Source organism: Sphingorhabdus sp. (assembly GCF_050921905.1).
GTDB lineage: Bacteria > Pseudomonadota > Alphaproteobacteria > Sphingomonadales > Sphingomonadaceae > Sphingorhabdus_B.
Genome location: NZ_CP050888.1, coordinates 1 through 24,555, shown reverse-complemented (window position 1 = coordinate 24,555; position 24,555 = coordinate 1). Strand labels below are relative to the sequence as shown.

Annotated in this window: 18 protein-coding genes and 2 pseudogenes; 13 read left to right on the top strand and 7 right to left on the bottom strand. The window is 57.5% G+C overall.

Translation table 11 applies throughout. The features are described 5' to 3' along the window. Positions 1-2 precede the first annotated feature (2 nt). Complete coding sequence (locus HEQ18_RS00100) at positions 3-1,079, bottom strand: A/G-specific adenine glycosylase (RefSeq protein ID WP_432815042.1); 1,077 nt, start codon at positions 1,077-1,079, stop codon at positions 3-5. Between HEQ18_RS00100 and HEQ18_RS00095 the strand changes: the two genes are divergently transcribed. From HEQ18_RS00095 to HEQ18_RS00070, 6 genes are all read left to right on the top strand, one after another. After that, positions 1,078-1,641, top strand: coding sequence for a DUF721 domain-containing protein (locus HEQ18_RS00095; protein ID WP_432815041.1), 564 nt, complete (start codon positions 1,078-1,080; stop codon positions 1,639-1,641). The two genes, HEQ18_RS00100 and HEQ18_RS00095, sit on opposite strands and share 2 nt — an antisense overlap. A 53-nt stretch (positions 1,642-1,694) precedes the next feature. Then, positions 1,695-2,369 carry a thioredoxin domain-containing protein gene (locus HEQ18_RS00090; RefSeq protein ID WP_432815040.1) on the top strand — a complete coding sequence of 225 codons (675 nt, stop codon included), beginning with the start codon at positions 1,695-1,697 and terminating at the stop codon, positions 2,367-2,369. 40 nt (positions 2,370-2,409) lie between these two features. Further along, entirely contained in the window at positions 2,410-3,147 is a 738-nt protein-coding gene (locus HEQ18_RS00085; protein WP_432815039.1) for a DsbA family protein, read from the top strand. A 52-nt stretch (positions 3,148-3,199) separates the two neighbouring features. After that, a complete protein-coding gene (locus tag HEQ18_RS00080; protein ID WP_432815038.1) occupies positions 3,200-6,613 on the top strand; it encodes an AAA family ATPase in 3,414 nt (1,137 codons plus the stop codon). Then, positions 6,610-7,485: an alpha/beta fold hydrolase gene (locus tag HEQ18_RS00075; RefSeq protein ID WP_432815037.1), complete on the top strand. Its 876-nt coding sequence runs from the start codon at positions 6,610-6,612 to the stop codon at positions 7,483-7,485. Before HEQ18_RS00080 ends, HEQ18_RS00075 begins: the two co-directional genes overlap by 4 nt. Positions 7,486-8,073: 588 nt before the next feature. Then, a complete protein-coding gene (locus HEQ18_RS00070; RefSeq protein ID WP_432815036.1) occupies positions 8,074-8,604 on the top strand; it encodes a retropepsin-like aspartic protease in 531 nt (176 codons plus the stop codon). 216 nt (positions 8,605-8,820) lie between these two features. Here the strand turns inward: HEQ18_RS00070 and HEQ18_RS00065 are convergent, their stop codons facing one another. Beyond that, complete coding sequence (locus HEQ18_RS00065; protein ID WP_432815035.1) at positions 8,821-10,995, bottom strand: alpha-galactosidase; 2,175 nt, start codon at positions 10,993-10,995, stop codon at positions 8,821-8,823. A gap of 92 nt (positions 10,996-11,087) precedes the next feature. Between HEQ18_RS00065 and HEQ18_RS00060 the strand changes: the two genes are divergently transcribed. From HEQ18_RS00060 to dapE, 3 genes and pseudogenes are all read left to right on the top strand, one after another. Then, the gene (locus HEQ18_RS00060; protein ID WP_432815034.1) at positions 11,088-12,617 is read left to right on the top strand and encodes an SLC5 family protein; all 1,530 of its coding nucleotides are present in this window, start codon (positions 11,088-11,090) and stop codon (positions 12,615-12,617) included. Next, entirely contained in the window at positions 12,614-14,080 is a 1,467-nt protein-coding gene (locus tag HEQ18_RS00055; protein WP_432815033.1) for a glycerol kinase, read from the top strand. Before HEQ18_RS00060 ends, HEQ18_RS00055 begins: the two co-directional genes overlap by 4 nt. Positions 14,081-14,159: 79 nt before the next feature. After that, a pseudogene (dapE, locus tag HEQ18_RS00050) lies at positions 14,160-15,261 on the top strand (succinyl-diaminopimelate desuccinylase). A 49-nt stretch (positions 15,262-15,310) separates the two neighbouring features. On the opposite strand, the gene HEQ18_RS00045 reads toward dapE, so the two are convergent. From HEQ18_RS00045 to HEQ18_RS00035, 3 genes and pseudogenes are all read right to left on the bottom strand, one after another. Continuing rightward, the gene (locus HEQ18_RS00045) at positions 15,311-15,865 is read right to left on the bottom strand and encodes a Smr/MutS family protein (RefSeq protein ID WP_432815032.1); all 555 of its coding nucleotides are present in this window, start codon (positions 15,863-15,865) and stop codon (positions 15,311-15,313) included. Between the two features lie 7 nt (positions 15,866-15,872). After that, a pseudogene (mltA, locus tag HEQ18_RS00040) lies at positions 15,873-17,082 on the bottom strand (murein transglycosylase A). 12 nt (positions 17,083-17,094) lie between these two features. After that, positions 17,095-17,754 carry a Tim44/TimA family putative adaptor protein gene (locus tag HEQ18_RS00035; RefSeq protein ID WP_432815031.1) on the bottom strand — a complete coding sequence of 220 codons (660 nt, stop codon included), beginning with the start codon at positions 17,752-17,754 and terminating at the stop codon, positions 17,095-17,097. Positions 17,755-17,995: 241 nt separating this feature from the next. On the opposite strand from HEQ18_RS00035, the gene secB reads away from it, so the two are divergent. From secB to HEQ18_RS00015, 4 genes are all read left to right on the top strand, one after another. After that, positions 17,996-18,505 (top strand): protein-export chaperone SecB, encoded by a 510-nt coding sequence (gene secB, locus HEQ18_RS00030; protein ID WP_432815030.1) that lies wholly within the window; start codon positions 17,996-17,998, stop codon positions 18,503-18,505. Between the two features lie 23 nt (positions 18,506-18,528). After that, positions 18,529-20,133, top strand: a complete 1,605-nt coding sequence (gene murJ, locus HEQ18_RS00025) for a murein biosynthesis integral membrane protein MurJ (RefSeq protein WP_432815029.1) — start codon at positions 18,529-18,531, stop codon at positions 20,131-20,133. 5 nt (positions 20,134-20,138) lie between these two features. Continuing rightward, positions 20,139-21,137 (top strand): tryptophan--tRNA ligase, encoded by a 999-nt coding sequence (trpS, locus tag HEQ18_RS00020; RefSeq protein ID WP_432815028.1) that lies wholly within the window; start codon positions 20,139-20,141, stop codon positions 21,135-21,137. A 103-nt stretch (positions 21,138-21,240) separates the two neighbouring features. After that, the gene (locus tag HEQ18_RS00015; RefSeq protein WP_397604655.1) at positions 21,241-21,894 is read left to right on the top strand and encodes a DUF4136 domain-containing protein; all 654 of its coding nucleotides are present in this window, start codon (positions 21,241-21,243) and stop codon (positions 21,892-21,894) included. A gap of 18 nt (positions 21,895-21,912) precedes the next feature. Here HEQ18_RS00015 and HEQ18_RS00010 read toward each other — a convergent pair whose 3' ends face one another. Then, the gene (locus HEQ18_RS00010) at positions 21,913-22,536 is read right to left on the bottom strand and encodes an SH3 domain-containing protein (protein WP_432815027.1); all 624 of its coding nucleotides are present in this window, start codon (positions 22,534-22,536) and stop codon (positions 21,913-21,915) included. 573 nt (positions 22,537-23,109) lie between these two features. Continuing rightward, positions 23,110-24,555 carry a chromosomal replication initiator protein DnaA gene (gene dnaA / locus HEQ18_RS00005; RefSeq protein WP_397606224.1) on the bottom strand — a complete coding sequence of 482 codons (1,446 nt, stop codon included), beginning with the start codon at positions 24,553-24,555 and terminating at the stop codon, positions 23,110-23,112.

The following is a 24,555-nucleotide window of genomic DNA, read 5'->3' as shown; positions in this document are numbered from 1 at the left end:
ATTCATACTCTTTCCCCTGCGTTCAAAACCGCCTCTATTGCTTTTCTGAATAGGGTTGGCAGACCGGCCTTGTCGAGCGATTTTAATGGCCACCATATGCCGTCGCCAGGGTCGTCAGCGCCCGCGGGCCATGCCGTAACGGCAATGTCGAGAAGAAGCGAAAAATGGGTAAAAACATGCGACACCTGCACGGGCAATTTGTGCCAATTGGCTGGCGCAGGGGGCGTCGCATGGCCATCCAATCGTGCGGTCCATTGATCATCGGGTAAGGCGCGCATACCTGCCAAAAGGCCCTTGTCCTCGCGGCGCACCAACCAGACTTGTCCGTCCCGCTCGATCCAATATGCATTCCCTGTGCGTTGCGGCTTGGCGGCCTTGGGCGTTTTGGCCGGATAGGCTTCCGGATTGCCCAAACGCATGGCATCGCAGGCAAAGGCAAGCGGGCAAGCCGGACAAGACGGCGCGCGCACCGAACATATGCCTGCCCCCAAATCCATCATCGCCTGCGCAAAGTCGCCAGCTTGGGTGTCGGGCGTGATGCTGTCCATCGCCGCACGAATCAGCGGCTTTGACTGCGGTAGGGGCGTAGAGATCGCAAATAGCCGCGATACCACGCGCTCGACATTGGCATCTACCACCACCGCTCGTTGCCCGAACGCAATCGCGGCGATGGCGGCGGCGGTATAAGGACCGATGCCGGGCAGTTTCAGCAACGCCGCCTCGGTCTGCGGCAAACGACCTTCATATTCCGCCACAACCACCCGCGCGCATTTCAGCAAATTGCGCGCGCGGGCATAATAGCCAAGGCCAGCCCATGCCGCCATAACATCCGCATCATCCGCCGCCGCCAAAGTCGCAAAATTCGGCCATGTTTGCGTGAATTTTTGGAAATAGGCACCCACCGCTGCGACCGTTGTCTGCTGCAACATGATTTCCGACAGCCACACATGATAGGGATTGGCAAATCCCTGACCCGGCGGCGTGCGCCAAGGCAGGGTCCGTGCATGCGCGTTGTAATGCGTGAGCAAGGCCTGCGCGATATCCCCAGATTTATCGATGGCTTGTTGGACGGCTGGCATGAAAAATGGCATGAATGACGGGATGGATAAAGGCAAGTCACCACCACCGCCAAAAGGCACCAAAAAGGCGCTGACGCCCAAAACATTTCAGCGCCCGCGCGGTGGCGAGGCGAAGTCTGTGTCGTCGCTGATGCCCGATATCGGCCGTGCCGCGTTTCGGAAATTCGGCTTCGTGCAAAGCTCTGTCGTGAGCCGTTGGGACGAAATCGTCGGCGCGCGCTATGCCGCTGTGTCCGCGCCGGAGGCTATCCGCTTTCCCATTGGCAAGAAATCCGACGGCACACTTGAACTCACCGTGGAGGGCGCGCACGCCTCTATGATCCAGCATGTGCTTCCCGAAATCATTGAGCGCGTGAACCGCTTTTTTGGTTACGGGGCCGTGGCGCGGGTCAAAGTCCGCCAAGGGCCCGTCGCCAAGCCAAATGTCCGCCAACCCACCGCAGCGCCCATGCTGAAACCTGTGCCGATGGAATTGGGCGAATCCTTGCGTGAAATTGGCGATCCAGAGCTTTTTGCCGTCCTCGAAAGCCTCGCAAAAAGCCTTGCCAAAGGCGGCGCGTGACACCAAATGCGCAAGATAAAGTTCGAAGTATAAGGTCCAGCGGAATGTCACCTATGAAAAAATATCTGGGCGCAGTTTTGGTGGGCGTAATGGCGCTCTCGACCGCGCTCGTTGCCGCGCCTACACCAAGCAAATGGCTTTCGACCGTGACGGTCACGGACAAAGGCGCTTATATCCTCGGCAACCCGGCTGCGCCCAACAAAGTGGTCGAATATTTGAGCTACACATGCGGGCATTGCGCAGAATTTGAAGTGAAGGAAGCACCTGCGTTCAAGGCAAAATTTGTAGCCACCGGCAAGGCCAGCCTCGAAATTCGTAACATGGTGCTCAATCCCGTCGATCTGACTGCGGCCATGTTGGCGCGCTGCGGCGGTAAAGGAAAATTCTTCGGCAACCAGCGGCATTTGCTCGCAACTCAAGCCATCTGGTCTGGCAATACCAAGAACATTAGCGCGGCTACACGCGATAAATTGAAAGCCGAAGATTATACCGGGTTCATGATCGGCACCTTTGACGAAATCGGCCTTGGCCCCATCATGCAACAACGCGGGATCACACCTGCACAGGCAAAAACCTGCTTGGCCAACAAATTGGCATTTAATGCCGTTATTGGTATGACAGAATCAGGCTCCGCGCTTGGTGTGCGCGGCACGCCAGCATTTTTGGTCAATGGCGTTTTGCAAGACCACATCCATAATGCTGCCGAATTACAGGCGGTCATGAAGTAAACCGAGATTCCAGGCAGAAGGCCAGACAGAAGGATAGCATATGCGTATCAAGACATTCATTTTGACAACTGCCGCCGCCATGGCGCTCGCCGCTTGCGGCGGAGCAGATACGGCTGGCGCACCAAAAGGCGAACCGCTGGCCAAGGTTGCCGCCCCTGCGGATAAGGCGTGGGTCGATGTTGTCACCAAAACCGAATTTGGCGGCTATCAAATGGGCAACCCCAATGCGAAATTGAAACTGGTCGAATATGGCGCTATTACGTGCCCCGGATGTGCGCAATTTTCGATGCAGTCGACCGAGGAATTGCACAAGCTGGTTAATGACGGCACCGTCTCGATGGAATTCCGGCCATTCTTGGTCCATGGTATTCAAGACATCCCCGGCTTCCTCTTGGCCCAATGCAGCGGCCCGGAGGCGTTCTTCCCGCTGACCGACCAGCTCTATGCCGAACAGGCGTCATGGCTCAGTAAAATCAGCACAGTGACCGAGGCGGACCAGTTAGCGATGCAGAAAATGTCGCCCGAACAGATCGCAACTTTGCTTGGCACGAAAATGGGGCTGATCGAATTTGTGAAGTCGCGTGGCATTAGCGAAGACCAAGCTAAAGCGTGCTTGTCTGACAAAAATGCGATTGACGCGCTTATCAAAACAACCGAGCGCGGCACGAAAGAAGACAAGGTCGCTGGTACGCCATTCTTCCTGCTGAATGGCGCGAAGCTTGACGCCAGTTCTTGGGTGCAGGTGAAAAACAAGCTGGTCGAGGCCGGCGCACGCTGAATATGGCGCGGGGGGGCCAAGGCATAGCTTTAACCGCAACGGGGCCCGCCCCTTGCGGATAAAGAAGCTGAAACTTGTCGGCTTCAAAAGCTTTGTCGAGCCCGCTGAACTGCGGATCGAGAGCGGGCTCACCGGCATTGTCGGGCCAAATGGCTGCGGCAAATCCAACCTGTTAGAGGCCATCCGTTGGGTGATGGGGGAAAGCAGCGCCAAATCAATGCGCGGCGCAGGCATGGAAGATGTGATCTTCGCCGGAACCGCGTCCCGCCCGCCGCGCGATTTTGCTGAAGTCACGATATTAGCCGAACGCAGCGACGACAGCGCCGACAGTGACAGCGACGAAGAATTGGAAGTCACCCGCCGGATCGAACGCGGGGCTGGCTCCGCCTATCGGTCCAATGGCCGCGACGTCCGCGCCAAGGATGTGGCGCTTATCTTCGCCGACGCCGCAACGGGCGCGCATTCCCCTGCTTTGGTGAGCCAAGGCCGCATTGGCGCAATCATCTCGGCCAAACCGCAGGAGCGCCGGCAGATGCTGGAGGAAGCGGCTGGAATCTCCGGCTTGCATGTCCGGCGCAAGGATGCCGAACAAAAGCTGCGCGCCGCCGAAAGTAATTTGGCGCGGCTGGCGACCATCCTTGCCGATATGGACGCGCGCGCAGGCCAATTACGCCGCCAAGCCAAGCAAGCCGAACGCTATCGCACGCTGACCAAAGACATTTTGCAGGCAGAAGCCCGTTTGATCTTTGTCCGCTGGCGTGAGGCCAAGGCAGCGGCAGATGAAGCCCGCGCCGAGGCCAACACAGCCGCTAAAGCCGTTGAGGACGCCGCCGTCGCTCAGCGCGTCCTCACCGAAAAGCAGCAGGAAGCGGTGCGACAACTGGCCGATGCGCGGGCAGTGGCCATGGCGGCGCGCGATGCGGCCAGCGAACTGTCGAACAAGCTCGTGCAACTGACGGGCGAACATGAACGCATAATCCAGCGCCAATCCGACCTGGCGGCGCAAGCGGCGCGCATGGCCGAGGATGGCGCACGCGAGGGCAAGCTGACCCATGATGCGGCAGACGCACTCGCCCGGTTGCAGACAGAAAGCGGCAAGCTGGCCGACGAGATTAAAGCGCAAGAGGAGGAGCGCCCTGCCCTGCTGCGCACGGCGGAAAATGCCGAACGGCAGGCGCGTGAGAGCGAAATAGCATTGGCCAATGCATCGGCAGAGCAAGCGCGCGCGGATGCCGAATTGCGCGTGGCCGATGCTGCGCTGGCGGCGGCAACAACGCGTGTAGTTCGGGCTGAGCAGGCCTGCGCGCGGATCATGTCCGAACGCGATGCCTTGGGGGACGAGGCAGAATATACCGCATCCAAAAGCCAAGCCGACGCGGACGTGCAAACCTTGCAGACACAATTGCAAGCGGACAGCCATGCGCATGAAGCCGCCGAGGCGCAGCGCGCTGAACTGACTTCCGCCCGCGATGTTGCCCAAGTCGCAATCGCGAGTGCCAAGGCGGAACTGGCGGCGTTGTTGACCGAACAAAGCGCGCTGCAGCGTTCCTTGACCAAAAGCCAAGGCAACAAGGCGATTGACCGCATTTCGGTCCAGCCAGGCTATGAACGCGCTTTGGCCGCTGCACTGGGTGAGGATGCGGACGCCAGCATTGGCGGCGAAACCGGACGCCGCTGGCTTGGCGGGGCGGCGGCGCTTGGCACGGTCGCCGACACGGCCCTGATCCATTTTGTCGACGCGCCGTCAGAGCTTACCGCGCGATTGTCTATGGTGCGCGTCGTCGAGACCGACGATGGCCAAGCACTCGCCCCTGGCGAACGTCTGGTGACGCTGGCAGGCAGGTTGCGCCGCTGGGACGGCTTTGCGACCGATGGCGATGGCGCGACGATTGCCGAGCAACTGGTCCGCGCCAACCGTTTGGCCGAATTGGATATGCTCATCGCGCCTGCGCAAGCCGCGCTCGATGCGCAGGCGCAAAGCCTGTTGCAGATGACGGATAAGATTGAAGCGGCGCAGGACGCGGTTCGCGCGGCAGCGGCGGCGCGTGTGGTAACTGAAGGCCAGTTGCGGCAAGCCCTTCGCGCAGTCGATCAAGCCGAAGACGCGTTGGCGCGCCTAAAATCTGCAAAGGCGGCGCTTGGCGACCGGATGGCCGCCGCCGCGCAAGATGTGGCCGAGGCGCAAGCGGAGCGCACAGCGGCCGAGACGGCACGAAATGCCCTGCCCGACGGGTCGCATCATGCCGACCGCGTCGAAAACCTCGCGGCGGCACATGATGCAACGCGCGACCTTCTGGTGCGCAATCAGGCGGACCTGTCTGCACTCGAACAACGCATAGCGCAAAGCCGCGAGCGCCGCGCCGTGGCGATGGCCGAAATTCGCGGTTGGCAGGAACGCGCCGGCGAAGCCGAACGCCGGATCGCCGAAATGAACAAACGCAGCGCCGACATTGCTACTGAGCAAGCAGACAACGCGGGAAGGCCGGAAATACTGGCCCGCGAGATTGCTATTATGCAGGCTGACAAAGCGCAGTTGGCCGAGAAGCTCGCTGGCCTGCAATCCGCCGAAACGACGCATGAAACGACGCTGCGCGCGCTCGAAAGCGAATATTCAGCAGCAGCCGAGCAGCTTTCTGTTGCCCGCGAAACCCGCGCCGGGGCGGAAGCCCGCGCCGAAAATCAGGAACAGCGCCGCGTCGAAATGGGCCGGATTTCAGGGGAACGCTTCGAGTGCCCACCGCCAGTCCTGCCGGAAAAATGGGACTTTGATGAAGATGCGATGGACGATGCGGGTGTGGAATCCAGCCGCCTCGACCGCTTGCAAAACGAACGCGAACGCATTGGCCCGGTAAACCTAATCGCCGCCGACGAGCTGGCTGAACTGGAAATGCAGCAAGGCAGTGGCCTTGCCGAAAGCGAAGAGCTAACCCTCGCCATCAACCGCTTGCGCGGTTCCATCGGTAGCTTGAACCGCGAAGGCCGCGCGCGGTTGCTGACCGCTTTTGAGGCGGTAGACGGCCATTTTCGCCGCCTGTTTTCGACCCTGTTCAATGGCGGGCAAGCGCATCTGGCGTTGATCGACAGCGATGATCCGTTGGAGGCTGGCCTCGAAATTTTCGCGCAACCGCCGGGCAAGAAACTGCAGTCGCTCACGCTTCTATCGGGCGGTGAGCAGGCGCTCACGGCGGTCGCGCTCATCTTTGGGCTATTCTTGACGAACCCCGCGCCGATTTGCGTCCTCGACGAAGTTGACGCGCCTTTGGACGACGCCAATATCGAACGCTTTTGCGATTTGCTCGACGCCATGACGCAGGAAACGGAGACACGCTATTTAATCGTCACCCACAATGCCGTGACGATGAGCCGGATGCACCGTTTGTTCGGCGTGACCATGGTTGAACAGGGCATCAGCCGACTAGTATCGGTTGACCTTGGGGGCGCAGAGCAATTACTGGCCGCAGAATGACTTTACATGGCCCCATCACCAACAGCTTTATCTCGCAACGCCTTCGGCTAAATTATGTCGACTGGGGCAACCCCGACGCGCCGCCCTTGCTCTTGGTCCATGGCGGCCGCGATCATGCGCGCAGCTGGGATTGGGTGGCCGAGGAATTGCGCCACGACTGGCATATCATTGCCCCCGACTTAAGGGGCCATGGCGACAGCGCCTGGTCGCCCGATGGCAGCTATGAAATGTCGGGTTTTGTCTATGACATGGCGCAATTGATCCATCAGCTCAACCTTGCCCCCGTCAGCATCATTGCGCATTCAATGGGCGGCAATATCGCGACCCGCTATGCCGGCCTCTTCCCCGAAAATGTCCGCAAAATGGTCAACATCGAAGGACTCGGCCTGTCCCCAAAGATGCAGGCCGAGCGCGATGCCATCGGCATTCAAAACCGTTTCCGCCAGTGGATCGAGGACAAGCGCAACGCCGCCGGTCGCACGCCAAAGCGTTATCCCAATATCGAAGCCGCTTATGAACGGATGAAGGTCGAAAACAGCTATTTAACCGACGAACAAGCGCGGCATTTGACGGTGCACGGTATCAGCCGCAACGAGGATGGAAGCTGGAGCTGGAAGTTCGACAATTACCTCAATATCTGGGCGATCTTTGATATGCCGCGTGAGGATTTATTGGCCATTTGGCAGTCGATCACCTGCCCGATGTTGCTGATGTATGGCGCGAATAGCTGGGCCTCCAACCCCGAAAAGGACGGTCGTCTCGCGCATTTCCCGACGGCAAAGGTCGTGGAATATGAAAATGCCGGCCATTGGTTACATCATGACCAGTTCGACCGTTTCATGGCCGATGTGCGGGCGTTTCTGATAATTTAGTGCACTGTCACCGTGGTTCGAAATAGCTCCTCCCCGGCACGGGGGAGCCGCAGGTGTTGCGGAGCAACAGCGGGACCATGCGAAGCAGATTGGGGGGCACCCGCCGGTTGGCGCAATCTCGCGGTCATGCCCGGTCGAAACCCTGCGCCAATATAATCTCACGCAGGAGTCGAAGACGGCCAGAGGCCAGCCGCAGAGAGCGCAGAGGCGCGAAGAAGAGGTCGGCCCGATCCGTCATAGTACACAGCTATCTCGGGGATAAGGCACAAGTTACCGCAATTCCCTAAATCACCCCTCCCCTTCAGGGGAGGGGAAGGGGGGGGCTGTCGGCGTTGCGCAAACCTTTATGCCCCACCCCAACCCCGTGGAGGGGGACTGGTCCCTCCACGCCTGAAGGGGAGGGGCTTAATTTCGCAATATGCACCGCAGCAAGATTATTTCGGGGGATGACGCACCTATCACCGGAATTCCTGCAGCGTACAATAATTTAGTGCACTGTCAGCGTAATTCCGTAATTCGTAATTGGCCTTGCGCCGACAGAAGGAGAGCTATAATAAAAGACTACTTTTGATGATCTAAGGAGATGTTATGCGTGTCGCGATGATGGTGCTGGTTGCGTGGGTCCTGTTGGTGACACCTCCTCACGCTGAAGCACAGCAACCAGAACCAAACCATCCGGAATTCTCGCTCGAACAGACGCTTCTTGCGAACGGATATAAGGTGGTTGCCCTGACGAAATTGCGCACAGGCCATGAAACGATTGAGGTAACACTCAATGGTGTGAGGGGCAATTTTGTTCTCGATTCCGGCGCAGGGGCGTCTGTCGTACACAGCGCCAACCGCAACAAATTCGGCCTTACCGAAACGGGTGCCTCGATCACCGGAACGGGTGCTGGCGGGCAAATCTCGCTGCAAACGGTTCCGATACGGAGTTTGAGTCTCGGTACCGTCGCCGTTCCGCAGCCAGAAATTTCAGTCACGGACCTGGGCTATGTAGTCACTGCTATCCAGCAAGCTGCCGGGGTGACCATCGACGGCGTTATCGGCCAGGACATACTGACGCGCGATGGAGGTATCATCGACGTGCGCTCGCAGCGGTTGTTCTTGGAATTACGATGATGTTGTGGACGGCGCACTGTTGAGTTGAATTACCGTGAATTACCGTGACAGTGCACTTAATTCCGACATCTTTGCCATTTTGACGCCGCGAAGGTGGATTTAAGTGGTCCTGACCCAATGCCGGATATGGGGCGCAGTGGGGCCTATGTAAGCCAATGGCCCCACTAAAACTTCGACTGACGCAGATGATCATTGGCGCGACCGCGTTGAAGCGCTTCAGATGGCGGCGACGTGAAACAGCAAGCAGGTTTCGGGATAGGCATGCGGCAATTGCAACCCATGTTGCATCAATGCCGCGCCGCTGAATATTGCGCCCTTGCCGGTCAGGTTCAGCGTTTCAATCGCCGACGGTCCTTTCACCGCCTGCCAATTGGTTGGCCAAATGAGTTGGAGCCGATATTGGCGCTCCGGATCAAGACCCGCGAACTTCAAACGGCCCGGCAGAACCTTTGCATCGCTGGCGACATAAGCGAGCGCATAGATTGCTTCGGATTTATCGCGCGCAACGACGCCGCTGGCGATCAACTGCGGCGCGCTGTCCAAACGATAAAGGTCGCCTGTATGTAGCAAAGCACGGTGTTTTTTATGCAAATCTATGGCGTTTTTGAGCATATCAAGGTCCGCCGCCCGCTCGGTCAGCAAATTCAGCTCAAGCCCCATATGCCCCATAAATGCCGTCGCCGCGCGCATTTCCATCGATAGCCGCCGTCCCGTCACATGACATTTTGCGGGCCCTATATGACAACCTAACACTTCGAGAGGCAGGGAAAAGCTGGCCCCGCGTTGGATTACTTGGCGGTCTAGCGCGTCATTGCTGTCGGACGTCCACACACGGTCGCTATGCGCCAAAACGCCCATATCGGCGCGTGCGCCACCGGAGGAACAGCTTTCAATTTCAACCTGCGGATGCGCGCTGCGGATACGGTCAAGCAAAGTGTAAAGCGCCTGAACTTGGGCAAAAGCACGCGCTGTGCCGCCTTGCCCGCCGGGATGGCTAAGGTCGCGGTTGTTGTCCCATTTGATGTAGCTTATGTCATGATCGCGCAACATCGCGTCAATGGCATGGAACAGATAATCGGCGACTTCTGGTCGGCTGATATCCAGCGCCAATTGCGACCGGAACGGCACGTGTTCGACGCCTTCCAGGCCCAATACCCAATCGGGATGCGCGCGATACAGGTCGCTGTCGGCGTTGACCATTTCGGGCTCGAACCACAGCCCGAATTCCATGCCAAGGCCCGTGACATGATCGACCAACGGACCAAGCCCATCGGGATAAACGTCCCGCGATACGGTCCAATCGCCCAGCCCCGCTTGGTCATGGCGGCGGCCACCAAACCAGCCATCATCCAAGACAAACCGTTCCACACCGATCGCCGCAGCGCGGGTCGCGAGCTCTTTCAACTTATTGATATCATGGTCAAAATATACCGCCTCCCAAGTGTTGTAATGCACCGGACGGGGCTTGGCCCGCGTTTCAGGCCGCAGCAATTTTGTCCGCACATATTCGTGGAATTTGCGGCTGAGCGCGCTGAGTCCCGCGCCACTATAAGCCGCGACAATCTGAGGACTTGCATAAATCTCCCCCGGCGCGAGCCGCACTTCGCCGGGTAAAAGCAACGCCCCAAGGCTGGTCAACACCCGCCCATCGGTGAGTGAGTCTACGCGCAGGCGATGATTGCCGCTGAACGCCAGATGAAAGCCATAGGCCTCGCCCGCGCTTTCATGGGTGTCGGCGGTGGCCAGCAAGATAGCGGGGTAGCTGAAATGCGACGTCCGCCCGCTGCGGTTCTCGCGCAGATAGGTTGCTGCATTGCGCGCCACCCGCCCTTGCGTAAACTCCTGCGTCCAACGTCCCGTAAAGCCGATAATATCGGTCATCGTGTCCGGCACGGGCAGGCACGCGGTCATCATGTCGTTTAGATCAAGCAGCGTTGCCCCATAATTGGTCAATGTTGACCGGATGCGCAGCACGCCACTATTGCCATCAAAATCAATCTCATATTCCAACCCAAGCCGCGTGCGTTCGTCACGGCAAATGACCTTAGCGCCGTGGTCGCGCGGTTCGACCTTGGCGACGGCAAATATACTGCCCCAATCCTTGCCCGCCCGATGCGCGGCAAAGCCATGAAACATCGGATGGCCAAGCCCCGGCTCCATCGCCAAGGACAAAGGCAAGGACATATCCGCCACGCCGTGCATCCCTTGCCGTTCGGACAGCCGCTCCAAATCGGCACCATCCACGCCCAAGGGCAAGGCGGCACCCCAATATAACACCGACAAAGGCGCACCCTTGGCGCAGGCCAATATCAAGCAGCTATCTGGCGCATCAAAACGCATGTGGCGCAAAATATTTTCTCCCTCGGGCGCAGTTGCAACAATCGCGCGCATCAGACGCGTTGCCTTTTCAAACACATGCTATAGTTTCGCAACCAACAAAAGCGCAGAGCAATTTGACGCATAAAAGAATAAGGGGGATTGCGATGTTCGAAGCCAATCAATCGGCCGTTCAATTCGGTATTTTTGTGGGCCTTATGGTCCTCATTGCTGTGTTCACTTGGGCCAAGGTGCGCGGGAAAAATCACGCCGATGGCGACCAGAGCAAAACCGACAAAGACATATTTCTGGCAGGCGGCGGGCTGAACTGGTTCTTCGTGGCGGGCGCGATTACGCTCACCAATCTTTCCACCGATCAATTGGTGGGTATGAACGGCAGTCAAATGCTGTTGCTCGCATGGTGGGAACTGGCGGGGTTTGTCGGGTTGCTGATCTTGGCCTTTGTCTTTGTGCCCATTTACTATCGTAACAATTGCACGACGGTGACGGAACTGTTGGAAAAAAGATATAATGGCGGGAGCATTCGCACCGCCATTTCGGCGCTGTTCCTCATCGGCAATGTCTTCATCTATTTGCCCGCCGTCATCTATAGCGGGTCGTTGTTCATGCAGTCGCTATTTGGCACCGAAATGCCCGTCATCGTCATCGCGAGCATCTTTGCGGTCGTTGGCGCGGCTTATGCGATATTGGGCGGGCTGCGCGCGGTCGCAGTGCTCGATACCTATAGCGGCGTCGGCATATTGGGGCTGGCTCTGGCGGTGGTGATTTTGGCCTTGGCAGCGGTCAATTTCGACCTGTTTACCGGCGTTCCGGCCGAACGGATATCGATGATCGGTAGCTTGGATTCGCCCATTCCGTTTCATACTTTGTTTACAGGAATGATTTTCATTCAGATATTTTATTGGTCCACCAATCAGAATATCACGCAAAAGGCATTAGCCGCGCCGACGGTGCGCGAGGCACAAAAAGGGGTCATGGCCGCCGCGATTGTTCGCGTGCTCATCATCCCGCCGATTGTCGTCATCCCCGGCGTCGTCGCCTTCAAATTGTTCGGCGATGTCGGCGATCGGGCCTATGGCATGGTGGTCGCCCAAGTATTGCCCAGTTGGACCAGCGGCATGTTCGCCGCGATGATTGCAGCGGCTGTGCTCACAACTTTTTCGGCGGTTCTTAACGCGACGATCACGCTCTACACGGTCGATTTCCATCGCAAATTTATCAATCAAAAGACCAGCGCAATCACGCTGAACCGCGTGGTCGGCATTGGCGCAAGCATCGTCGCGATTGCGCTTGTGCCGCTTTATTCTGGGGCGAGCAGCATCATCAACTTGCTGCAGGAACTAAACGGCCTGTTGTCGATGCCGATCTTGTCTGCCTTTATCGCCGGACTGCTGTTCCGCAATGTCGATGCGCGGGCGGCGATAGTCGGGCTCGTTTACGGTGTTGGCATTTATGCGCTGCACAATTTCATACTCTACCGTCCCGACACGCTGTATGTGGGCGAGACATTTTATCAGCATTTTGGTCTGCCTTGGTTGCATTATATTGACGTCATGGTCTTTGTGCTGGTTAGTTCGGTGCTGGTGGCGCTTGCGGTCAACCGCCTCATTTTCGGCAACCGCGCGATATTCATTTTGTCCAAGGAGGGACGCGCAGTGCGCGCGGCAGAAGCATGAGCGAGTATATATTGGTCATTGACGAAGGCACGACATCAACCCGCGCGGTATTGTTTGCAGCGGACGGTAGCGCCGTGGACAGTTGCCAGCGCCCGCTAACGCAGCATTATCCGCAACCTGGCCTTGTCGAACATGATGCGCAAGAAATCTGGCACCTGACGCTTGCCTGTGCGCAGGCGATGGTGGCCAAGGCAGGAGGTGCGGACCGGATCGCGAGCATTGGCATCACCAATCAGCGCGAGACCGTGGTGTTTTGGGACAAGCGCACCGGCGAGCCGCTCGCGCCCGCCATTGTATGGCAAGACCGGCGGACGGCGGACATTTGCGCCGCGATGAAGGCGCAAGGCGAAGAGCCCGTGGTTCAGGCGAAGACCGGATTGTTGCTTGACCCCTATTTTTCGGGATCGAAAATCGGTTGGGCGCTCGAAAATTGGTCGCAGTTGAAGGACGCGGGCGCGCATCTGGCGGTCGGCACAGTTGAAAGCTACCTTGTCTATCGGCTGACGGGCGGAAGCCATATCACCGACGCCAGCAATGCCGCACGCACCGCGCTCATGGCGATTGGTAGCGGCGGATGGGATGACGGGTTGATGGACCTGTTCGGCGTTCCACGCGACATATTGCCAGAGATCACGGATTGCGCAGGCGACCTTGGCACGAGTTTGCCGGAGCATTTCGGCGGCGCGATCCGCATTTCGGGCATGGCGGGGGATCAGCAAGCCGCAACCATAGGGCAAGGTTGCTTTGCCGTCGGGCAGACAAAGGCGACCTTTGGCACCGGCGCGTTTGTGCTGACACAAACCGGGACCACATTGCGCCAGTCCCGCCACCGCTTGCTATCGACGATTTTGTATCAGTTGAATGGTGAACGTCATTATGCGTTGGAAGGGTCGGTATTTGCTGCGGGCAGCCTTGTGCAATGGCTGCGCGATGATCTGGGGCTGATCGCAGTTGCCGCCGAAACCGAGCCGCTGGCGCGCAGCGTTCCCGACAATGGCGGCGTTTACCTCGTGCCTGCGCTTTCGGGGCTAGGCGCACCGCATTGGCGTCCCGATGCCCGCGCCACGATCAGCGGATTGAGCTTTGCGGCCACAAAAGCGCATGTCGCCCGCGCTGCGCTGGAGGCTATGGCGCATCAGACCTATGACCTCAAAACCGCCTTTGCCGCCGATGGTGCCGATTGGGCCGAATTGCGCATTGATGGCGGAATGGTGGCGAATGACTGGATGGCGCAGGACCTCGCGGATATGCTGGCGATTGATGTCGAACGCCCCGCCTTTGTCGAAACGACGGCACTTGGCGCAGCCATGCTGGCGGCGGTTGGTTGCGGACTATTCCCCACATTGGAGGATGCGGCCAGCATGCGGGGCGGCGTAACGCGTTTTACACCGATGCTTGGTGCAGAGGCGCGCGACGTCCGCTTGGCTGGCTGGTCAAATGCACTTGCCCGCGTTCTGCAATGATGCGCTGACAAAAAAGGCGTTGCGTGCGCCAGACGTCTGACTTGTTTTGGCACGCATTAATCCGTAACGCTTGGGATTAATGAATGATGCCCTTGCACTGGCTTATGCCCAACGACTGATCGCTTGCGAAAGCGTCACACCTGCCACTGGCCCGGTTTTTGACGCGCTTGAAGATATGCTTGTTCCGCTGGGCTTTACCGTCGAACGCTTTATGTCTGGCGAAGGCGATACCAACCCCGCACATGGCGCGCCTGTTGAAAATCTGTTCGCCATTCGTGCGGCAAGCGGAAAGCACTTTGCGTTTGCTGGTCACGTCGATGTCGTGCCGCCCGGCAATGGCTGGGCTAGCGACCCGTTTGTGCCAGAGATTAAGGGCGATTTGCTGCACGGACGCGGCGCTGTCGATATGAAGGGCAGCATCGCCGCCTTTGTTGCTGCGCTGCATGACATACCCAAGAATGCAGGCACGATCAGCCTGATCATCACGGGCGACGAAGAAGGGCCGGCCATCCACGGCACACGGGCACTCATCACCCATATGCAGGCACGCGGCAACATCCCTGATTATTGCCTTGTCGGCGAACCCACCAGCGTCAACCGCTTGGGCGACATGATGAAAATCGGCCGTCGCGGTTCGGTGAACATGTGGATTTCCGTCGCGGGCACGCAAGGCCATGTCGCGTATCCACATCTGGCGGACAACCCAATTCCAAGGCTTATTGCGATTCTGGCCGAGATCGAAGCCATCACGCTCGACACAGGCACCGATTGGTTTCAGGCGAGCAATATCGAGGTCACCGACCTGATTGTCGGCAACTAAGGCAACCAATGTCATTCCCGCACAGGCCGAAGCACGATTGTCGATCCGGTTCAACGATCTACAAAATGGCGATGCGCTTGTTTTAAGGCTCCGTGAGCTTGTTGAGCGCCATGGGGGTGTGCTGACAGCCATGATATCCGGAGAGGCCTTCCTGACGCCTCCTGGCGCGTTCTCAGCGGCTATATCATAGGCGGCTGGAGCAAGTCGTCGGCATTCGCACCCGAAGCAGTCGACGACGGGCGGCACTTCAGACGCCCGATTCCTGACCAAAATATGCCCGGTGGTCGAATTTGGCCTATGCAACGCAACGATGCATAAGTTGGACGAAGCGGTCGCCATTGCCGACCTTCGGCCGCCTTGACCGAGAATTTACCGGCGCGTGACGCTCAAAATGCTTGTCAGGCTTAGGCCTAGCTTTTCAACATAATGTAAAGCGCGCCCGCGCCGCCATGGCGCGGATGGGCGTTGCGCACCGCCGAAATATGCCGCGCATGCCGCGATGCCGCCAACCAGTCGCGGACAACCGCCGCAATCGCGCCCCGGCCCTCGCCACTTGCGCGATCATGCGCGCGCGGTTTGCCGGTTACGAGCAATATCACTTTCATCCGCTGCGCAATCGCCTGCTCCAGCGCACCATCGAGCCTGTTATAGGCCAGCGACAAGGACGCGTCGTGCAGATCGATGCTGACGTCGGGCACTATGCTACCCCGCATGATCCTTTTGTCCCAATGTCCGTCAAGATTGTAGGGCACCGGTGCAATCTTGCTGTGCACGGACGTATGCTTCGGCTTTGTATCGGCAGGGACAGGTTTTGGCTTGGCGTTCAAAAACTTCGCCAGCACCGCCTTATCCGCCGACGGAGTCGTAACAGGCACCGGCTTTGGCTTGCCGCCATGCATCGGTTTTACGGTCGCAATGACCCTGCCCCAAAGCGACTTTTCTGTGCTGTCGAGAGGCCGCGCCATGCCAGATTTACAGGCCCAGCCGCGCAACCGCCGCCTTGGGCAGGAAAATAAGCAGCGGTGCCCCGCGCCGCCATGCCGCCCGCAATCACGCGCGCGCGGTCGCCAGCGCCCCAGAAGGTATCAACGCGGTTTGCGCCCTTGATGGCGCCGCCCGTATCCTGCGCAATCCAAATGCCATTGGGTTCTGCGCGGTCCATCGACAGCCATACCGGCGCGCCCAGCGGGATGAATTTCACGTCCACCGCAATGCTTGCCTCACCCACCACAGGATAGCCCATCGCGCCCAAGGGACCCGCGCCGGTCAGTTCGCGGAAGAAAATATAGCTTTTATTTTCCTGCATGATCTTGCGGCCCTCTTCGGGGTTGGCATGCAAAAAGGCGACAATGCCCTGCATAGAGCCATCGGTAATCAGCCCGCGATCCCGCATCAACCGGCCGATGCCGGTATATCCACGCCCATTTTGGCTTTCATAGCCAATGCGCATCACATTGCCGTCGGGCAGTTTCAGCCGGCCCGACCCCTGAATTTGCAGGAAGAAAAATTCGACAACATCGGACGCATAAGCGATTTCAAGGCCGCGCCCAGCCAAGGCCCCGTTTTCAATCGCAGCTCGGTCGTCATATTGCACAAATTTCGTGCCGCTGACCTTGCCACGGATACTGCGGCCCTTCAGTTCATCGGAAAACTGCCCAAGGTCGACATCAATCAGGTCTGATGGGCGCTTATAAACGGGAACATCACATCCAACTTGCGGCGTGCGGCAACCGGCGATTTCGGGTTCAAAATAGCCCGTAGCAAAAGCCCTGCCGTTGCCGACCTGCACCGCATCCATATGCTCTGCAAAAAAGGAAATGGCATCATTGGTCCATGTTTTGACGGCGTCGCAAGCCGCGATCCAGTCGCTCCCTTGGGTGAGGCCGCTATTGTCGGTTCGGCTGACAAGGCCGGGGCAACTTGTCCTGAAACTATCCATCGCAAGCGCCGCTTTGCGCGCATCAACCTGCAAAGTGGTAATTTGCGGACCGCGCAATACGCCCAGTCCTGCCGCTGTTGTGATATCGCGCGACGGCGTAGGCGTTGCCGCTATATCCGCAACTGGCGGTGCAGGCACCGTTGAACCCGACGACGTTGCGGGGCCAGTATGATGCATCCCCCCGCTTGCACAAGCGGAGAGCGTGAGGGCCGATAGACCGAGAGTGAAAAGGGCGCGTTTCATCGCCCAGGTGAATCAGACCGAGTCGGTTTCGTCAAGCTTCCAGTTACGGCCGCCCGATTTTACGTCGCGCATGAATGTCCAGATATCATGCGTCTCCACCGCATCTGTCATCGATCCACCAATGACATTTCCATCGGCATCCTTGACCATAGCGGCAATGTCGGCGTCAAAGCGCACAGAGATACGGGCCATGGGGTGATCGTAACTTGCGTCGACAACGCGAATCTCGTCAATGCGGACCAAGCGGTTTTCGAGGGTTTCACCACGCGCAACCCGGCCATCAATCGCCTCGGCGAAGCTTGCATAAACGTCATCATCGCACAGGAAGCGAAGCGCTTCCTTGTCGTTCTTCCAATAGGCCTCAAGCACCATTTTATATGCGGTTTTTGACCCCTCTACGAACGCGCCGAGATCAAAACCGCGATCTGCATTACCAATCGCTTTGATACCGCTTTGCGCGGCCATATCCACGTTTGACGGATCAGTAGCGGGCAAAGCCGACGCAGCATCGCCGCCAGCAGATGGCTGCCGTAACAATGGCGGAGTATTCGCTTCAATAGGGCGGCGGGCCACAGGTTCTTGTTCATGTCCGGTACGTTTGCCGAGCACTGCGTAAAGGCGAAGGCCCAGGAAAGCTGCAACAAGAGCGAGCAAAACAATAGTAAACGTCACAACGCCTCCATCCGGCTAGAAACTAAACATGGTCCCGGCGCGAAAACTAATCGCTATGCTTCCACATCAAAACATATAGGCACTATTGATACGGGTTTCAAAGGGCTTTGCCCAAAGAAAAATGCACGGTAGCACAAGCGCAACAATCATTGCCCTTTGACGGCACGCCTGCTAGGCGCGTCGGCCATAAAGGGGTCGTATCATTGCGGCTATAGCAAACAACAAGAAAGCACGACACATCATGGCCGACGAAGCAGGCACTATCGTTTCCGACAAGGTAAAAGCAAATGGCGAAGACACTGCGCCCGCTGTTGGCATGTTGAACCAGTATATCAAGGATTTGTCGGTTGAAAGTCCGAACGCCCCGCACAGCTTCAACTGGGAAGGCGCGCCGCAAATTGATGTGCAGGTCAACATCCAAGCCAACGCCATTACAGACGAAGTGCATGAAGTCGCCTTACGGCTTGCCATCAAGGCAGAGACTGACGATGGCGTACAATTCTCCGTTGAGCTGGATTATGGAACTCTGTTTGGCCTGCGTAATGTCAGCGAAGAGCAAGCCCACCCGTTCTTATTCGGTGAAGCCCCGCGCTTGATGTTCCCATTTGCGCGCCGAATCGTTGCGGACGCTGTGCGTGATGCCGGCTATCCGCCACTGGTGCTTGAACCCATCGACTTCAACGCGCTCTACATTCAGCAGCTTTCGCAAGCGCAACAAATGGCAGAGACGCAGCCTGCCGGCGAAGCCTGAAGCCGACGGCACCAGGTGAACAGATGAGCCTGGTTCGAAACAGCATTACCATCGGGGGGCTGACTTTGGTCAGCCGCGTCTTGGGCCTGGTGCGCGACATGTTGATGGCGCGCTTCGTCGGTGCGGGTCTCGCGTCCGACGCATTCCTGATCGCATGGCGTTTACCCAATCTGTTTCGTGCACTTTTTGCCGAAGGCGCGTTTGCGGCGGTATTCGTGCCGTTGTTTAACAAAAAAATGACGCAGGCCGAACGCGAAAAGGCCGACCAAGGCCTGATCGCCGCGCGCAATTTTGCAAGCCAAGTGCTGTCGGTACTGTTCCCATTCCTGGTGCTGTTCACGGCCCTTATGATGCTGGCCGCTGGCCCTATTGTCTGGGCTATGACGGGCGGCTTTCCTAATGGCGGGCCGGAGAAGTTCGCGCTGGCACGGCACTTAACGATCATCACATTTCCCTATCTGGCGCTGATATCATTGGTATCATTGCTTGGGGGCATATTGAATTCGCTGAACCGATTCTGGGTCAATGCCGCAGCGCCGATCTTGCTCAACATCTGCATGATTATTGCGCTGATTTTCTTCCGTGGGGATAATCCCGTTGAAACGGCGGTCACGCAAGCGGTCGCAGTTACCGTGTCGGGCGCGCTGCAATTGCTTTGGCTCATCTGGGCCTGTCACCGCGCTGGCGTTAATCTTAAACTGACACTGCCGCGCCTGACGCCCGATGTGAAGCTGATGCTGGCCTTGATTGCACCTGCCGCGATTGGCCAAGGCGCAATCCAGTTCAATCTGTTAATTTCCACGTCGCTGGCTGCGCGGTTCCTGCCCGAAGGATCGGTATCGTGGCTCTATTATGCCGACCGCCTGAACCAGTTGCCGTTAGGCCTGATTGGGATTGCAATCGGTACAGCTATTTTGCCCGCACTATCGCGGCAGATATCCGGGTCAGATAGCAAAGCCGCATCCGACACGCAGAACCGCGCCGTCGAACTGGCCTTATTCTTCGCGATGCCCGCGACGGTCGCGTTGATTGTTTCGGCGATCCCGATTGTGCATGGCATATTCGAACATGGCGCATTCACGCCGGCCGACACAAAAGGGACAGCGGCGGTATTGATGGCATTTTCGGCAGGCGTGCCGGCCTATGTGCTCATCAAGGTGCTTACCCCCGGATTTTACGCGCGCAGCGACACCAAAACGCCCTTGCGGCTGGCCTTATGGTCCATGCTGGTCAACCTTGTCGGCAACCTGATCCTGATCTGGCCCTTGGCGCATATTGGCGTCGGCGTGGCGACTGCGATTGCCGCTTGGGTCAACGTGGCGTTGCTGTGGTTCACTTTGCGAAAGCGTGGGCATATTGCCGTCGATGCGCGGTTAAAGCAAAAGGCATGGCGCATAATTTTGGCGGCTGCCATTATGGGCGTCGCGCTTTATTTCGGAAATGAACTTGTCGAAGACCAGCTTGGCACGGGGTTATGGCGGCGCATTACCGTTTTGTTTAGTTTGGTAAGCGCTGGCGGCGCGGTCTATGCGCTGGCCATATTGCTGTTCGGGGCGTACCGGATCAGCGAATTGAAATCCCTTTTCCGCAGGCGTGCAATTGCGCCCGCGGCTTCTGCAAGCGAGTAAATTCTATGCGCGTCGTTTCGGGTATTCAGCCAACTGGCAACCTTCATCTCGGCAATTATCTGGGCGCGATCCGCAACTGGGTGAAGATGCAGGATGAAATGGAATGCCTGTATTTCCTAGCGGATTTGCATGCCATTTCGATGCCAGTTGTGCCCGAGGAGTTGACAGCAAACACCCGCGAGATGGCAGCCGCGTTGCTCGCCTGCGGGCTGGATACCAATAAGGCAATCCTGTTCAATCAGGCGCGCGTTCCTGCCCATGCGGAGCTGCAATGGCTGCTGACGGGCACGGCGCGGATGGGTTGGCTCAACCGGATGACCCAGTTCAAGGACAAGTCCGGCAAGAACCGCGAAGGCGCAAGCATTGCGTTGTTTACCTACCCGGTGTTGCAGGCTGCGGACGTGCTGCTGTATCAGGCGACGCATGTGCCGGTGGGCGAAGACCAGAAGCAACATTTGGAGCTTGCCCGCGACATCGCACAAAAGTTCAACACCGATTTTGGCAAGGGCACAGAGATTTTCACCTTGCCTGACCCCATCATTCCCAAAGCTACGGCGCGCATCATGAGCTTGCGCGACGGTAGCGCCAAAATGTCCAAATCCGACCCAAGCGACATGAGCCGAATTAACCTGATCGACGATGCCGACACGATCTTAAGCAAAATCAAGAAGGCCAAGACCGACCCAGAGCCGTTACCATCGGAGGCCGCCGGTCTTGAAGATAGGCTCGAGGCCAAGAATCTGGTTGGCATCTACGCTGCCTTTGCCAACGAGACTGTGGAAGATACGCTGACGCGTTTTGGCGGTCGGGGCTTCGGGTCATTCAAGCCTGCACTGGCAGAGATTGTGGTCGAACATCTACGTCCCATTTCGGAACGCTTTAGTGCGCTAAAAGACGACCATGAACAGATTGACGCGGCATTGGCGAAAGGCGCGGCGAAGGCCCGCGAATTGAGTGCACCGACGTTAAAGGCAGCCTATGCCGCGCTTGGCTTGCTGCGTTGAATAATGTTATATGGTCGTTCAACCGTAGTTCAGCGAAAATATTCTAATTTTGACACATTAGCTATAAGACGCCGTCTGGCCGCCTTCGAAGGGATTTGAATTGATGAAAAAGGTCGCAACTTTTCTGGCTCCGTTGGCGCTGCTTGCTTTGGGCGCATGCGCAACGCCCTTTAACGCCGATGTGTCGCGTTTTCAGGAACTGCCCGCGCCGCAGGGTCAGACCTTTATGATCCGTGCGGCCAATCCCACCAACGCAGGTGGCATTGAATTTGGCCAATATGCCGCGTTGGTCGCCAATGAGCTTCAGGAAATTGGGTATGTGCCGTCATCGGGCAGCACAGCCGACATGACCGTATCGCTCGATTATGCCGTGGATGAAGGCAAGGAACGCAACATCGTGCGTCAGGATCCGTTTTACGATCCTTATTGGGGCTTTGGTAGCTTTTACCGCCCTTATGTTGTGCGCACGCGGCGCGGCGCGCGCTATGTCGTGGGCTATTATGACCCGTTCCTCTACAGCGGCTTCAACCGGCCATATGATGTTGACAGCTTCATGGTGTACACCGCCAATCTGGATCTAAAAATTGACCGCAATATTGACGGGAAACGTCTGTTCGAAGGCAAGGCAGAAGCCAAGTCGCGTTCGAACAAACTTCCCTATCTGGTGCCTAATCTGGTTGAGGCCATGTTCACAGGCTTCCCCGGCAATGGAGGAGAGACCGTCCGGATTTCCGTCGCGCCAGAGGAAAAGCGCTAGGGTCAAGGTTGTGGCGGTCTATACGCCGCAGCCCAGTTCGGTTTTTCCATAAGCCGCACCCTCACCCCGGGTGGCGGCGATGCCTGCATAAAGCTCCGTCCCGGTAAACAACCCATCGCGTCCGATGTCGAACCCTTGCGCGCGAAATACGTCCATAACCTTGGCGGGTGAATCATCGAAATATAAAGATTGCGATTCATAATGCTGCGCGAGGCCGGTCAACGACAAGCCTTCAAATGACCGGCGTAGCCGCATATATTTGCTTTTGCCCTCCACCGCCGCATAGGCCTTTTGACGGGCAGATTCACTGGCAAATTCCTTTGCCTCTAACGCCTGCCATTGCGCGCGTAACTCTGTGCCTATCTTAACAAATTCAGCACCTATTTCGCCGGAAAACGCACAAGTCTGAGGATTAAATCCGATGGAAATTGCCTTGCCCCCCAGTCGCTTTAACATCGACGGTGCGTCTGCAAGATATCCATAGCGACCGTCGGCAAGCTTCACCTCAATGAAGTTATCTGCCGTGGTTCCCAATAATGTCAGCTTTGTGCCCTCGCGCAGCCGGTCAAGCAAATTGCTATCTGCCAGGGTCGTTGCCCAGACATCGATTAGTCCATCTGCAACCCATGACTGGTCGTTCAATGACTTTACCAAGACCGGTGGGCGACTTTCCGACATGTTGGTGAGTGCGACAAAGCCATTGCCGTCGCTTCAATTGAAGCCAGGGGCCATCAGGGGTTGCGCCAGGCTGGATTGTCCCGGTGACTTGCGAACCACGCGGAAGCTTGCCAAGAATGTTGCTGCCCGCAGTGCTCGGCCTATCGCGTAAATTCACCTCAGTCATCGCGAAGAATATCTGTGCGCCGGGGGTTGAGGCGTCCCCGGCTTGCGTTATCAGCGTATCCGCATCCCGCTTCAAATCATCAGCGATGAACAGCCAGAAATACACACCGGCCAGCGCCAATAAAGTCACGACTAAAGCGACCGGCATTCGCCATGTGCTGATTTGGGGCAGATGTTGCCGGTTTTTTCGCCGCTTTTGCCTCCAACGCTTGCCCGCAACTGGCGCAAAAGGCAGCTTTGCTTGGATTAGGCGGACCCGCACGACGCGCATTTTTTTCCCATCATTGTCCTTCCGACTCACATCGTGGGGATAAGCGCTGGAAAGCCTGTTGAAAAGGGGTGGAAAACTAAGGCTTCGCGTTGGTGGAAGATTCAGGCTTCGAGTTGGCGGAGCAACGCACGGACATCATTGTCCATGTCGCTGTCTTGTTGCCGAAGCCCTTCGACCAACCGAACGGCGTGAATAACCGTACTGTGGTCACGCCCACCGAACTTGCGTCCGATTTCAGGGTAGCTGCGCGGCGTCATGACCTTGGCAAGGTACATGGCGACTTGACGCGGGCGCACAACGGCACGCGCACGGCGCTTCGAAGACATTTCGCTGCGATCGATGCGATAATATTCGCATACCGCACGTTGAATTTCGTCGATGGTGATGCGGCGGCGGCAAGCACTCAGGATATCCTTGAGTTGCTCTTCGGCCAATGTCCGCGTGACTGGCTTGCCCGTCAATTGGGCATAAGCGAGCAGCTTGTTCAAGCCACCTTCGAGTTCGCGGACATTGCGGCTGATCGTGCGGGCAAGAAACTCGACCACATCTTCACCCACTTGCGCTTCGGGCATATGGGCGAGGCGCTGTTGAAGGATCAAACGGCGCAATTCCAGATCAGCAGGTTGAATGTCGGCAACAAGGCCCATCGACAGACGCGACAATATGCGCTGGTCCACCCCATCAAGCGCTTGTGGTGCGCGGTCAGCGGACACCACCAGGCGTTTGCCCGCACCAATGATGGCATCGATGGTATGCAGAAACTCTTCCTGCGTCGACACCTTGCCAATGATGAACTGGATATCGTCGATCAGCAGCACGTCAACAGCACGCAAACGTGCCTTGAACTCCATGACTTCCTTGCGCCGCATTGCGGTCACAAATTCCATCATGAATTTTTCGGCGGACATATACAAAATCTGTGCGTCGGGATTTACATCAGCATAGGCATGGCCAATGGCATGCATCAGATGCGTTTTGCCTTGGCCGGTCGCGGCTTGTAAATAGAGCGGGTTGAACAATGGCTTGTCTTTCGACGCCACGCGCTCCGCCGCGCTCAGCGCCAACACGTTGGTTTGGCCCTTGACGAAATTCGCAAAAGTCATGCGTGGGTCAAGCGCCGACCGTGTATCTTGTGCCGCATTGGTTTCTTGTGCAACCGTGCGTTCTGCATTGGAGGAAGCGCGGAGCAATTCGACGCGCGGCGCACCGGGGCGGGTACGAATTTTCAACTGCTTGACGCTGCTATTGGTGCTTGACCATGCAAGGCGCAAGCGGTCGGCATAATGGTCGGAAACCCAACTTGCCGAAAAGTCCGAGGGCAGCAAAAGCTCCAACGTGCCAGTCAGGTCACAATAGTCACCAAGGCTGATGGAGCGAATCCATTGGCCGTAAACCTGCGCACCCAAATCGCGACGCAAGCCGGAGGAGATATTATGCCAATCGGCGTCAAAACGGACATGCGACGAAGAAACGTCATGTCCGCTTCCTGATAAACCGATTTTGCTTTGCGATACTGAATTGCCTTCGGCCAACGTGCCTGCCCCCAT

Bases quoted from the DNA above. Each gene is read 5' to 3' on its own strand.
- HEQ18_RS00095 (WP_432815041.1), top strand. From the start codon at position 1,078: ATGAAAAATGGCATGAATGACGGGATGGATAAAGGCAAGTCACCACCA.
- HEQ18_RS00100 (WP_432815042.1), bottom strand. From the start codon at position 1,079: ATGCCAGCCGTCCAACAAGCCATCGATAAATCTGGGGATATCGCGCAG.
- HEQ18_RS00090 (WP_432815040.1), top strand. From the start codon at position 1,695: ATGAAAAAATATCTGGGCGCAGTTTTGGTGGGCGTAATGGCGCTCTCG.
- HEQ18_RS00085 (WP_432815039.1), top strand. From the start codon at position 2,410: ATGCGTATCAAGACATTCATTTTGACAACTGCCGCCGCCATGGCGCTC.
- HEQ18_RS00075 (WP_432815037.1), top strand. From the start codon at position 6,610: ATGACTTTACATGGCCCCATCACCAACAGCTTTATCTCGCAACGCCTT.
- HEQ18_RS00070 (WP_432815036.1), top strand. From the start codon at position 8,074: ATGCGTGTCGCGATGATGGTGCTGGTTGCGTGGGTCCTGTTGGTGACA.
- HEQ18_RS00065 (WP_432815035.1), bottom strand. From the start codon at position 10,995: ATGCGCGCGATTGTTGCAACTGCGCCCGAGGGAGAAAATATTTTGCGC.
- HEQ18_RS00060 (WP_432815034.1), top strand. From the start codon at position 11,088: ATGTTCGAAGCCAATCAATCGGCCGTTCAATTCGGTATTTTTGTGGGC.
- HEQ18_RS00055 (WP_432815033.1), top strand. From the start codon at position 12,614: ATGAGCGAGTATATATTGGTCATTGACGAAGGCACGACATCAACCCGC.
- HEQ18_RS00045 (WP_432815032.1), bottom strand. From the start codon at position 15,865: ATGGCGCGGCCTCTCGACAGCACAGAAAAGTCGCTTTGGGGCAGGGTC.
- secB (WP_432815030.1), top strand. From the start codon at position 17,996: ATGGCCGACGAAGCAGGCACTATCGTTTCCGACAAGGTAAAAGCAAAT.
- murJ (WP_432815029.1), top strand. From the start codon at position 18,529: ATGAGCCTGGTTCGAAACAGCATTACCATCGGGGGGCTGACTTTGGTC.
- trpS (WP_432815028.1), top strand. From the start codon at position 20,139: ATGCGCGTCGTTTCGGGTATTCAGCCAACTGGCAACCTTCATCTCGGC.
- HEQ18_RS00015 (WP_397604655.1), top strand. From the start codon at position 21,241: ATGAAAAAGGTCGCAACTTTTCTGGCTCCGTTGGCGCTGCTTGCTTTG.
- dnaA (WP_397606224.1), bottom strand. From the start codon at position 24,555: ATGGGGGCAGGCACGTTGGCCGAAGGCAATTCAGTATCGCAAAGCAAA.